At 32.9% G+C, this 12,500-nt stretch carries 10 protein-coding genes; 7 read left to right on the top strand and 3 right to left on the bottom strand.

The window, feature by feature from the left end:
• The first annotated feature begins 34 nt into the window (after window positions 1–34).
• From ABD859_RS13895 to ABD859_RS13880, 4 genes are all read left to right on the top strand, one after another.
• Complete coding sequence (locus ABD859_RS13895; RefSeq protein ID WP_345145217.1) at window positions 35–898, top strand: PhzF family phenazine biosynthesis protein; 864 nt, start codon at window positions 35–37, stop codon at window positions 896–898.
• Between the two features lie 148 nt (window positions 899–1,046).
• Window positions 1,047–2,801, top strand: a complete 1,755-nt coding sequence (locus tag ABD859_RS13890) for a TonB-dependent receptor (protein WP_345145216.1) — start codon at window positions 1,047–1,049, stop codon at window positions 2,799–2,801.
• Between the two features lie 121 nt (window positions 2,802–2,922).
• Window positions 2,923–3,459 (top strand): GNAT family N-acetyltransferase, encoded by a 537-nt coding sequence (locus tag ABD859_RS13885; RefSeq protein ID WP_345145215.1) that lies wholly within the window; start codon window positions 2,923–2,925, stop codon window positions 3,457–3,459.
• 53 nt (window positions 3,460–3,512) lie between these two features.
• Window positions 3,513–3,962: a hypothetical protein gene (locus tag ABD859_RS13880; RefSeq protein WP_345145214.1), complete on the top strand. Its 450-nt coding sequence runs from the start codon at window positions 3,513–3,515 to the stop codon at window positions 3,960–3,962.
• A 47-nt stretch (window positions 3,963–4,009) separates the two neighbouring features.
• Here ABD859_RS13880 and ABD859_RS13875 read toward each other — a convergent pair whose 3' ends face one another.
• Genes ABD859_RS13875 through ABD859_RS13865 form a run of 3 tightly spaced genes read right to left on the bottom strand, consistent with a single transcriptional unit; the run spans window position 4,010 to window position 5,345 of the window.
• A complete protein-coding gene (locus ABD859_RS13875; RefSeq protein WP_345145213.1) occupies window positions 4,010–4,468 on the bottom strand; it encodes a MarR family winged helix-turn-helix transcriptional regulator in 459 nt (152 codons plus the stop codon).
• 30 nt (window positions 4,469–4,498) lie between these two features.
• Window positions 4,499–4,924 (bottom strand): EVE domain-containing protein, encoded by a 426-nt coding sequence (locus tag ABD859_RS13870; RefSeq protein WP_345145212.1) that lies wholly within the window; start codon window positions 4,922–4,924, stop codon window positions 4,499–4,501.
• On the bottom strand, window positions 4,917–5,345 hold the full coding sequence (locus ABD859_RS13865) for an SRPBCC family protein (protein ID WP_345145211.1): 429 nt from the start codon (window positions 5,343–5,345) through the stop codon (window positions 4,917–4,919). The genes ABD859_RS13870 and ABD859_RS13865 overlap by 8 nt, the downstream gene beginning before the upstream one ends.
• 446 nt (window positions 5,346–5,791) lie before the next feature.
• Between ABD859_RS13865 and asnB (ABD859_RS13860) the strand changes: the two genes are divergently transcribed.
• The 3 genes from asnB (ABD859_RS13860) (at window position 5,792) to ABD859_RS13850 (ending at window position 12,359) form a co-directional block, all read left to right on the top strand.
• The gene (gene asnB, locus ABD859_RS13860; RefSeq protein WP_345145210.1) at window positions 5,792–7,468 is read left to right on the top strand and encodes an asparagine synthase B; all 1,677 of its coding nucleotides are present in this window, start codon (window positions 5,792–5,794) and stop codon (window positions 7,466–7,468) included.
• 311 nt (window positions 7,469–7,779) lie between these two features.
• A complete protein-coding gene (asnB, locus tag ABD859_RS13855; protein ID WP_345145209.1) occupies window positions 7,780–9,393 on the top strand; it encodes an asparagine synthase B in 1,614 nt (537 codons plus the stop codon).
• Window positions 9,394–9,608: 215 nt separating this feature from the next.
• The gene (locus tag ABD859_RS13850; RefSeq protein ID WP_345145208.1) at window positions 9,609–12,359 is read left to right on the top strand and encodes a M16 family metallopeptidase; all 2,751 of its coding nucleotides are present in this window, start codon (window positions 9,609–9,611) and stop codon (window positions 12,357–12,359) included.
• Window positions 12,360–12,500: the final 141 nt, after the last annotated feature.

The raw sequence follows: 12,500 nt of genomic DNA, 5'->3' as shown, positions 1-12,500 counted from the left end.
CACATTTCACAAATCACATTTTACAATAAAAACAATGAGTTTACCTTTTTATATAGTTGATGTTTTTGCCGATAAAAAATATGCCGGAAATCAGCTGGCAGTTTTTGAGGATGCCGGAAATTTGAGTTCGGCAGAAATGCAGCAAATTGCACGCGAAATTAATTTTGCAGAAAGCACATTTATTACCAAACTTGACGAAGAAAATAATAAAGCCGAGATACGAATTTTTACTCCGGCTCACGAAATGCAGTTTGCAGGCCACCCAATAATTGGAACCTCATGGGTTTTGATGAATAAAATATTCAAAAATGCTCCTGAAAAAATAACATTAGAAGTTCCTATTGGTCCAATTCAAATTCAAAAAACAGAAGATTTGATTTGGTTAAAAGCGGCGCAGCCAAAATTTTGGGATGTTTTTGCAAAAGAAGATTTTCCATCTTTCAGTAACCTGACAATTGATGATTTTGATAATCAATATTTAATTCAGGAAGTTACCACCGGAAGCGCTTTTGTAATTGTTCCTTTAAACAGTAAAAGAGCCTTAGAAAATTTGGTTTTAGATAAAGATAAAACTGATAAATGGCTGAAAAACCATTGCAAAACAGATCACAGAGGCTTATATTTTTACAGTTTTGAAGACTCAAAACTAGCAAGCAGAATGCTTTGTGTAGAAAATAACCAATTAGTTGAAGATGCTGCAACGGGCAGCGCCAGTACATGTCTGCAGGCATATCTTTTAAAATATCATAAATCAGAAATTGAATTAACAAATCATCAGGGAGATTACATTAGCCGTCCGTCTGAAATTTATTTCAAAGGAAAACTAAACGGAGATTTGTTTGATATTAATATTGGAGGAAAAGCCCAGTTTGTAGCAAAAGGCGAATGGGAAGCTTAGAATTTTAGACTTTAGAATTCAGATTTTAGATTTAATAAAAAGAAAATAGAATATAGAGAATAGAACAAAGAGTTTGAGTAAGAAGATGAAAATATAGCCCATGTCTATATTCTTTAATCTTTTCTCTATGCTCTAAAATAAAAGAAATATGAAATTAAACAGCCGAAATAAAATCATCATTTTACTAGTGTTATTTGTTGTTCAGCTTTCGTTTGCCCAAAAGAAAAATGAAAACATTGGAACAGAAACAGTAAACGTGGTAAAACCTTATTCGCCAACTATATCAGATGCTTCTAAAGTAAAAGAAACACCTTCTCTTGACGATGCAGGAAATCAGCCAAAAGAAACCATTAAATACAGTATTTTATCTGTTCCTGTAGCGTCAACCTTTACGCCGTCAAAAGGAAATGCACAAGCAGTAGACAAATCAAAAAGAGAAAGATTGTTTAATAATTACGCCACTTTAGGAGTTGGAAATTACGGAACCTTAAATGCAGAATTATTCGTAACTCAGGATTTAGGAAACAACGATTATTTGGCAGGAATGCTTCGTCACCATTCTTCGCAGGGCGGTATTAAAGATGTAAACCTTAATGATGAATTTTACGATACAGGTTTAAATATTGGTTACGGAGTTAATAATCGCGATGTGTCTTGGGGAGTTGACCTAGGATATCAAAATCAGGTTTATAACTGGTACGGTCTGCCGGCTGATTTTGGAATGACACTGCCTCTGGGAACGCAGGAAGATTTAATTAGAGGAATTAATCCAAATCATTCATATAATACAATTTCTGTAGGCGGAAATGCTGAATTTACGGATGGAATTTTTAGTAAAATTTCAACCAGATTTACACATTTTTCAGATAGTTTTTCTTCTTCAGAAAATCGTTTTTACCTAAAACCGACTTTCAAAGTTGATATTATGGATCAGGCAATTAATACCAATATTATTGTAGATCACGTAAGCGGTTCTTTCGAACATAATTATGCATGGGATAATACAGAACCTTTAAAATACAGCCTTACTAATTTTGGAATTGAGCCAAGTTTTGTGGTTAATGAAAATGACTGGACTTTAGAACTGGGCGCGGGATTATACTATGCTTTAGATTCTGAAAACAGCGGAAATAAATTTTACATCTATCCAAAAGTAAATGCATCATATAAATTGGTAGGCGATTTAATGATTTTCTACACAGGAGTAAATGGAGGTTTAAATCAAAACTCGTATGCTGATTTTGTAACCGAAAATCCGTTTTTGTCTCCAACTTTAGCTATGAGGCCAAGCAGTACACAATACAATGTTTTTGCAGGTTTAAAAGGAAAACTGGCAAACAATGTAAGTTATAATTTAACTGGTTCTTATTTAAACGAAAAAAACAAAGCGTTGTTTAAAAGCAATGATTATACAGAAGATTTTTCGAACCAAAATTATGGTTTTGGAAACTCATTTGGAGTGGTTTATGAAGATATTAGAACCTTCCGTTTTTATGGAGAGTTAAAAGCTGATTTTTCTCAAAATGTTAGTTTTGGAATCAACGGTACTTTTAACAGCTACAATACAGACAATGTAGTTGAAGCATGGAATTTGCCTTCAATGAAATTAAGTTCTACTCTTGACGTTAATATCACTAAACAATGGTATGCAGGATTAAATGTGTTTTATGTGGGAGAAAGAAAAGATATGCAGCATAATTTAAATTTAACTACAGATCCGGTTGTAACGACATTAAAAAGCTACTTTGATGCCAATGCACATTTAGGATATAAATACAATGAGCGTCTTACTTTTTTCTTAAAACTAAACAATATTGGAAATCAGGCTTACCAAAAATGGCTGAATTATCCTGTACAAGGATTCCAGGTTTTAGTGGGAGGAAACTACAAATTTGATTTTTAAGGTCTAAAACCTTTAAGATAACAGGCACGAGGTTTAAAGCTAAACGTGTCTTAGCCACGAGTTCATGAATTTTTTGGAGTAGATTCGTGAATTTGTGGCTGCTTTTTTTTAAATTTATCCAATGAATATCATACTCAGACAAGAAAATAAAGAAGATTATGAAAGTATTTTTCAGCTAATAGAAAAAGCTTTTGAAAATCTTGAATACAGCGATCACAAAGAACAATTTTTAGTCGAACGCTTACGAAAATCAGATGCTTTTATTCCACAGTTGTCCATCGTTGCCGAAATTGAAGGTAAAATTGTAGGACATATTCTATTTACAAAATTACAGATTGTAAACGAACTTGAGGTTTTTGAATCTCTGGCATTAGCTCCCGTTTCTGTTCTGCCGGAGTTTCAGGGAAAAGGAATTGGCTCCAAGCTTATTCGATACGGTCATGAAATAGCAGAGAAATTTGGTTATGAATCCGTTGTTTTATTGGGACATGAAGATTATTATCCAAAATTTGGCTACGAACGCTGCGACAAGTATAACATTAAAATGCCGTTTGATGTTCCGCCGGAAAACTGCATGGTGATTCCGCTTGTAAAAGACGGATTAAAAAGAGTAAACGGCAACGTAGTTTATCCGGATGTTTTTTGGATTAATCTTTAAATAAACAAAAAACCTTAGCATCTTTGTATCTTAGCACCTCTGTACCTTAAAAAATGACTTTTAAAGAAAAAATATATTCCCACTATACACAAATGGTTCAGGACAGGATTGATGTTTTTAGAGACATGATTTCGAACCTGACAGAAGATTCTAAAAATGATGCAAAAGGTTCTGCCGGCGACAAACACGAAACCGCTTTATCGATGATGCATATCGAGCAGGAAAAGCTCACCAACAAACTTAAAGAAGCGATAGAACAAAAAAGTATTTTAGATAAAATTGATCCGTTTAAAACAACAGAAAATATAGTTTTAGGAAGCCTCGTTAAAGCAAATGGAATCTATTTGTATGTAAGTGTGGCGCTTCCCAAAATTGCCATTGACGGAATTAATGTTATTGCGCTTTCGCCTCAGTCTCCGCTTGGAGCACATTTAATGGGGAATAAAACGGGGTTTCAGTTTGAGATTAATAAAACGCATTATACGATTGAAAGTGTAGAGTAGCAGCGAAAATGTGTTACTGATTTAAAAGTGAATTTATAGTTTTTATTTTACTGCTGTTTTAATAATGTTCTAAGGTTTTGATTTAAAATTGTAGTTTCTGCATCTAAAACTGAGAAGAATTTTTTATCAAAATCTTCTACAGTGACAATTGCTTTTTTTGCAATATCTTTTCCTAAATCTGTAAGTACAACAATTTTCGCTCTGGTATCTTTAGCGTGTTCTTGTCGTTTAATAAAATTTTTTTGTTGTAAAGTTCTCAGTACCGTAGAAGTTGTCATTGGATCTATCTTAGTATGAGATGATAATACAATTTGTGTTGCCTCTTGTTTGTGAATAGTGTGCCAATGTATACTTGCCATAAGTACAAATTGAGAATGTGTAATATTATATTGTTCTAAAGCTTTTTTAATTTCGCGCTGCCAAAGATTGGTTACCTGCCATAACAAAAAACCAGAACTTTCTTCTGGTTTTTCTACACTAAAAATGTTATCTGTTGATTTAGTCATTTTGAGTTTTTTTACTTTTGAATTTGTAAATCATAATTCTTTACAAATCATTTTTGAGGTTATAAATTTAAAATCATTTTCATTGATTTCAAAGAAACCATATCGAAATGGATAACCCCAATGTTTTTTATCTGTAATAAAATCAAGATTTTCAATCATTGAAAGTATAGAAACTTCTTTGCATTTCAGGAATTCAATATTTCTTCTGAAAGGTTTGAATTGTTCTGTCATTTGAAATGAATATACATCGTCATCAATCACTTTTCCTAAACCTGTAAACATTTGGTACTTTTCATTTTCTGCCATTTTTATTTTAGAAGAATATAGTATTACATAATCATCTTTGTACATTCTTTTTAAAGGTGCTTCTTTTCCGTGACATACCTGAATAAAATTACCATTAATTGCCAGTTGCGCATGTTCTTTAGAAACAACAGCTATCCAATATTTACTCATTGCTGATTTTTTTCGCGGTTTCAATTTGATTTGCAATACTTGATGGTAAATCGTCAACAATTTCTTTAGCAACTAATTTTATCCATAAAAAAGATAAAATTCCTTTTACAGTCATAGTAACACAAATTTTAAGTCCGTCCGGAGTGTCTTCATACGTATGTTCTCCATACATTTTGGCTAACGGGAACGTTGTTAAGTCGGTAAATTTTTTGTTTTTGATAATTTCTACCAACTTTATTTTAACTTTTGGGCCTCCTTTTGGTTTTAGAATAAAATAATTTCCAATTTTAAATTCGCCTAAAAGTTTAGAATACTCTACAGAATCATTCCAATTTTTCCAATTATTAATATCTGTTACGAGTTTCCAAATTTGTTCTTTAGTAATTTCTGTAGTAGTTACAGAGTACGATCTTTTCCACATAATCTACGTCTTTTTAATAAGTGCAAATATAATAAGTGTACTTATTATTTTAAAATTTTTTTGTGCTATTTTTTTACGAGAGAAAAATTAAGTGCTTAATGAATATTGTATCAATTTTATTTTAAAAGCAGATCTATAGATGAGATAAAATACAATTCCAAAACAATTTTCCTTCGCGTCTTTACGAATCTTTCATTAATACTGAAATAACTCAAAATTTTATTTAAATATTTGCTGTAAACTTTCAATTTTAAACCAGTTTTCTGTTCAAAATTAAAATTTTCAAGTTTACGCCTTTTTTTAATGCTTAAATTTTACATTTTGTATGTAAATAAGGTTTTTTGATTTTAAATTAAAACTGAAATTATAATTTATGTTTTGTGATTGAAACCAATACCGCATCTTTGCCCTATCAAATTAAAATTTACAAATAAAAATATAAAATTATGTGCGGAATTGTATGTGCCTTTGATCTTAAGCAAAAAGCCGAAGCGTTAAGACCTCAAGTATTAGAAATGTCTAAAATCATTCGTCACCGTGGACCAGACTGGAGCGGAATTTACAGCAATGATAAAGCAATTCTTTCTCATGAGCGTTTGGCTATTGTTGATCCAGCTTCAGGAAAACAACCTTTATTTACAGAAGATAAAAAACTGGTTTTGGCTGCAAATGGTGAGATTTACAACCACAGAGAGCTGCGCAAACAATTTGAAGGAAAATATAACTTTCAGACAGAAAGTGACTGTGAAGTTATTTTAGCTTTATACAGAGAAAAAGGAGTAAGTTTTGTTGATGAATTAAACGGAATCTTCGGTTTTGCAATTTATGATGTTGATAAAGATGAATATTTTGTGGCTCGTGACCATATGGGTATTATTCCATTGTATATAGGTTGGGATCAGCACGGAACTTTCTACGTAGCTTCTGAGTTAAAAGCTCTTGAAGGATATTGTACAAAAATCGAATTATTCCCTCCGGGACATTATTTATCAAGCAAAGACGGAGAATTTGTACAATGGTACAAAAGAGACTGGACTGAATATGATGCAGTTAAAGACAACGAAACAAGTATTCCGGAAATTAGAAAAGCACTTGAAGCCGCAGTTCACAGACAATTAATGAGTGACGTTCCTTACGGAGTTTTACTTTCTGGAGGTTTAGATTCGTCTATTACTTCGGCTGTAGCCAAAAAATTTGCGCAAAAACGTATTGAGTCAGATGATACTACAGATGCTTGGTACCCACAATTACACTCTTTCTCTGTAGGTCTGGAAGGTTCACCAGATTTAGCTGCAGCAAGAAAAGTGGCAGATCATATTGGAACGATTCACCACGAAATTAAATTTACAATACAGGAAGGTTTAGATGCCGTTCGTGATGTAATTTACAACCTTGAAACTTATGATGTAACTACGGTAAGAGCTTCAACTCCAATGTGGTTAATGGCAAGAGTTATTAAATCTATGGGAATAAAAATGGTACTTTCTGGAGAAGGTGCAGATGAGCTTTTTGGAGGATATTTATACTTCCACAAAGCGCCAAATGCTAGAGAATTCCACGAAGAAAACGTTCGTAAATTAGGAAAATTACACATGTATGACTGTTTACGTGCTAACAAAAGTTTAGCGGCTTGGGGAATCGAAGGTCGTGTACCGTTCTTAGATAAAGAATTTATGGATGTTGCCATGCGCATTAACCCACAGGATAAAATGATCAACAAAGAACATCCAATGGAAAAATGGGTTGTTCGTAAAGCTTTTGAAGATATGCTTCCGGAAAGTGTAGCATGGAGACAAAAAGAGCAATTTTCTGATGGAGTAGGATACAGCTGGATTGACACTTTGAAAGAAGTAGTGGCAAGAGAAGTTTCTGATGAGCAGTTAGCAAACGCAAGATTCAAATTCCCATTGCAAACGCCAACTTCAAAAGAAGAATATTACTATCGTTCTATCTTTACAGAACATTTCCCAAGTGATGCAGCAGCTTTATGTGTACCTCAGGAAGCAAGTGTTGCGTGCAGTACAAAAATTGCATTAGAATGGGATGAAGCATTCAAAAACATGAACGATCCTTCTGGAAGAGCAGTTGCAAGTGTTCACGACGATGCTTACATAAAAGCATAAATAAGTTAATTATTAGAATTAGTATATATTATATTGCCGAAAAACGTTCTCTAATGAGGACGTTTTTCTTGTCTTAGATTGTTAAATTCTGTGTTTTCAGTACTTTATAAAATGGAATTGTGAAATAATTAACTTACTTTTTTTATATTTGGCATTCGTCCGAATAAAGTTAAATCGCTTCGATTTTAGTATTTTAAAGCAGGAATCAGAAAAATAATATTTAGATTTGCCTTTAATGGAAAATTTTAATGATTTTTTAATGTTGAGCTTATTTTGAGCCGTACAGAAGAATAAAATAAAAATAGAATAGTATGTCTGGATTATTAGCCGTTATTGGTAAAGGAAAAGACCCGCAGCTTGTAAAAGAACTTTCAAAGAGAATGTCGCACCGCGGCCCTGACGAAAGTGATTTGCATATTATGGAAAATGGAAGTGTGCTTTGTCATGAAAGTTTATCTATTATCGATTTGCAGTCGGGAAAACAGCCTATTCAGGGAACAAACAAAGCATGGATGGTTCATGATGGTGAAATCTATAACTATCAGGAATTAAAAAATACGGTTTTAAAAGATCATACTTTTAGAACCAATTCTGATTCAGAAGTTATCGTGCATTTGTATGAAGAATTTGGATATGATTTTTGCAATAAACTAGACGGTGATTTTGCTTTTGTAATCATCGATGGAGATAAATACATTGCAGGAAGAGACCCAATTGGGGTAAAACCTCTTTATTATGGATTAGACGAGAGAGGAAGAATTTATTTTTCTTCTGAAATGAAATCAATTGCAGATCAATGTAAATCGTTTTCAACTTTCCCTCCGGGACATTATTATACGGCCAAAAGCGGATTTGTAAAATATTACCACCCGGAATACGAAGATCATAAAAATGCAAACCAATCACTTGATTTGGCTTTAATTCGCGAAAGTCTTATTGAGGCAACACGTAAACGTTTAATGAGCGAAGTTCCTGTGGGAGCTGTATTGTCAGGAGGTTTAGATACTTCTTTGATTGCGTCAATTGCATCAAGATTATTAAAAGACACCGGAAAAAAACTTCCAACATTTTCGATTGGTTTAGGAGCAGATTCTCCGGATAATATTGCGGCAAGAAAAGCTGCAGCATTTTTAGGAACAGATCACCATGAAGTACATTTTACAGTTGCAGAAGGTGTTGCTATTTTAGAAAAAGTTATTTCGCATATCGAAACATATGATATTATTTCGGTACGTTCAGGAGTTCCAATGTATTTATTGTCTGAAGTAATCAATAAAAACGGCGTAAAAGTAATTCTTTCAGGAGAAGGAGCCGATGAAATTTTTGGAGGGCATTTATATTTTAGAAATGCACCAACAAGCGAAGAATTTCAGGATGAAACTATTGAAAGGGTTCAAAAATTATTTACCGCAGATTTACTTCGTGCTGATAAAACTACTATGGCTAACGGAATCGAAGCGAGAATTCCGTTTTTAGATAAAGAATTTTTAGATGTTACTATTCGAATTAAAACCGAAGAAAAACAACCTAAAACTTACGACGGAGTTGAAAAATATATTTTAAGAAAAGCATTTGATACTACAGAAGATCCGTATCTGCCGGCAGAAGTTTTATGGAGACAAAAAGAACAATTTTCTGATGGAGTAGGATACAACTGGGTCGATGAATTAATTGAATATTGTGCTTCACAAGTTACAGATGAACAATTGGCAGGCGCTTCTGCAGAGTTTCCGTATAATACGCCAACAACAAAAGAAGCCTATTATTACAGATCAGTTTTTCATAAATACTATCCGCAGGTCAGTGCAGCGCAAACCGTTCGAAAATGGATTCCAAAATGGCAGGAAAACCTTGATCCTAGTGGAAGAGCTAATGCAGCGCACTTACAGGGAAATTTCGAAAGTGTAAAATCTGTAGCAGTTTAATCACAAATTTTTAAAATAGTAAATCATAAATTCCAAATTCAATTGGGATTATAAATCTAAAAGTCCGAAACAACGATTGTTTCGGACTTTTTTTATGGTTTTGTTTTTTTTAGTTTTTTATAATTCCTAAAACTTAGTTAATGTAAGTTTTCTCTTTAAGAAAAATACTATATTTGGTCATCATTAACAAATTTATAACCAATCAAACAAAATCTATGAAAAACACTTTACTAAGTGGCATTTTGTGCTGTGCATTAGTTTCATTAAGTCCTTTGCATGCACAAAAAAAGGCAGTAACAGTAGAAGTACCCAAGTACATTACCAATGTTGAAGGTGTTAAAGAGTATTCTTTAAACAACGGATTAAAAGTTCTTTTAATACCAGATGCTTCCCAAAGCAATATGGTCGTAAATATCGTCTATAACGTAGGTTCCAGAAACGAAGGTTATGGGGAAAAAGGAATGGCGCATTTACTGGAACATATGCTTTTTAAGAGTACTAAAAATTTAGGCGATATTAAAAAGATGCTTTCAGATAAAGGAGGACACGCTAACGGAACCACTTGGTTCGACAGAACAAACTACTATGAAATTTTTCCATCCAGCGATGAAAACTTAAAATGGAGTATTCAGATGGAAGCCGACAGAATGATTCATTCTACTATTTTACAGACAGATCTTGATAAAGAATTTTCGGTAGTAAGAAATGAGTTTGAAATAGGAGAAAATAATCCTGACGGCGTTTTACAGGAAAGAATTCTTTCTACAGCTTATTTATGGCACAATTACGGAAACAGCACCATAGGCAGTAAAGAAGATATTGAAAGAGTAAAAGCAAATACACTTCGTGTTTTTTATGAAAAATATTATCAGCCTGACAATGCAACTGTTGTAATTGCAGGTAAGTTTGATGAGAAAAAAGCCCTGCAGTATATTGGACAGTATTTTGGTGCAATTCCAAAACCAAAAAGAGTTTTAGATAAAACATATACCATCGAGCCGGCTCAGGACGGAGAAAAATATGTAGAACTTAAAAGAGCCGGAGATAGTAAAAATGTTGGTGCTTTATATCATACATCATCGTATGCCGATAAAGATTATGCAGCAATCGATGCTTTAGGCGAAATCTTAACAGCAGATCCATCGGGCTATTTGTATAAATCTTTAGTAGAGACCCAAAAAGTATCCAGTGTTTATTTTTGGCAGCCAACTGTAAGAGATGCCGGTTTTATTTATTTTGGAACTGCTGTGCCAAATGATAAAGATGTAAAAGAAACCAAAGAACTTTTTCGAAATGAACTGGATAAAGTTGCTTCAATAAAGTATACAGATCAGGATGTAAACAGAGCAAAAGCAAAGATTATCAAACAAATTGAAGCTGTAAAAAACAACACAATTTCGTATGCTATAGGTTTAACTGAAATTATTGGAGCCGGAGATTACAGGCTTGGTTTTTTATACAGAGACGCTATTGAAAAACTAACGAAAGAAGATGTTCAAAGAGTTGCTGAAAAATATTTTAAAGCAAATAACAGAACAGTTGGTGTTTTTATTCCGTCTAAAGATGAAGTAAGGGTAAAACCAAATGAATATACTGATGAACAGCTTTTAGCTTTTACTAAAGATTATAAAGGAAAAGCGCTGGAAAAAGAAGCCGCGCCGTTTGAAGCTTCGATTAAAAATCTAAAACAAAATTTTGTTGAAGGTAAACTCTCTAACGGAATGAAATATGGATTAATTAAAAAAGAAATAAAAGGCGGAAAAGTTCAGGCAAGTTTTAAATTTCCTGTTAGTAACCAAAAAGATTTAACTGGCAAAAGCGATGTTGCCGGATTTCTTGCTCAGTTATTAAAAACAGGAACAAAAACACAGACAAAAGAGCAAATTCAGGATCGATTAGATTTATTAAAATCGTCTATTAATTTTAATTTTTCAAAACAAACGTTATCTGTCAGTATCAATACTTATAAAGAAAATTTTAAAGAAGTAATGGATATTTTAGGAGATTTACTGGCTAATTCAACTTTTCCTAAAAACGAACTTGCTAAAACTGTAAGCGAGTATACTACTTATTTAGAATCAAATTTAAACGATCCTCAATCTGTTGCGTTTACAGAAATTTCAAGAGTAACAACAAACTATCCTAAAGGAAGTATTTTTTATACACCAACACTTCAGGAGCAAATCGATGCTTTCAAGAAAATTAAGCAATCAGAAATAGTTGATTTCTATAAAAATATTTTAGGAGGAAATAATGGTGTTGGAAGTATTGTGGGAGATCTAGATGCTAAAACAACCGGAGAAATTCTGGAAAATACATTTGGAAAATGGAATTCGAAATCAAAATACGAACTTGCTTTGCCAACTTATTTTGAAACGCAGAAATTAGATAAAGAGATTATTACTCCAGACAAAGAAAATGCGGTTGCTTTAGGAAGAATCAGCTTTAAAATGGATAAAAAAAATCCGGATTATCCAGCGTTTCTTATGGCAAATGAAATGTTAGGAAGCGGTGGTTTTTTAAGTGCCAGAATTCCTATGAGATTAAGAGAAAAAGAAGGGATAAGTTATGGCGCAGGTTCTTTTACAGATATTCCAATTACAAATGATGCGGCGACGTGGAGTTATTATGCTTTTTTAAATCCAACGAAAAAAAGTGCTGTTGAAAATGCTGCAAAAGAAGAAATTGCAAAAGCTATAAAAGACGGATTTACTGCTGAAGAGTTAAAATCAAATATGGTAAGCTGGCAAAATGAAAGAAAAACAAGATTAGGGGTTGACGGTACGCTTATGGAGCTTTCAAATACCTATTTACAATTCGGTGTGCCATTTGAAGATTATGATGAGCTTGAAACAAAAGTAAAAGCTTTAAAAGTAGATCAGGTAAACAGCGTATTGAAAAAATACCTTTCTCTTGATAAAATGAGTTCAGTTTACGCAGGAGATTTTAATAAAAAACAACCATAAAAGATAAATTTCAAAAAAGAAATTCCAAATTCTAATTTGAAATTAGAGATTATAAAACTATAAAAGCCGAAATGCATTTTAAAATGTATTTCGGTTTTTTAATGCCCAGAGGTATACTGGAATTTAGGAATTTCAAAAATT

Origin of the sequence: Flavobacterium ginsengiterrae, assembly GCF_039539785.1 — a bacterium.
GTDB classification, from domain to species: Bacteria; Bacteroidota; Bacteroidia; order Flavobacteriales; family Flavobacteriaceae; genus Flavobacterium; species Flavobacterium ginsengiterrae.
Note: the sequence above shows the minus strand (reverse complement) of the source record. Positions and strands in the feature narration are given on the sequence as shown.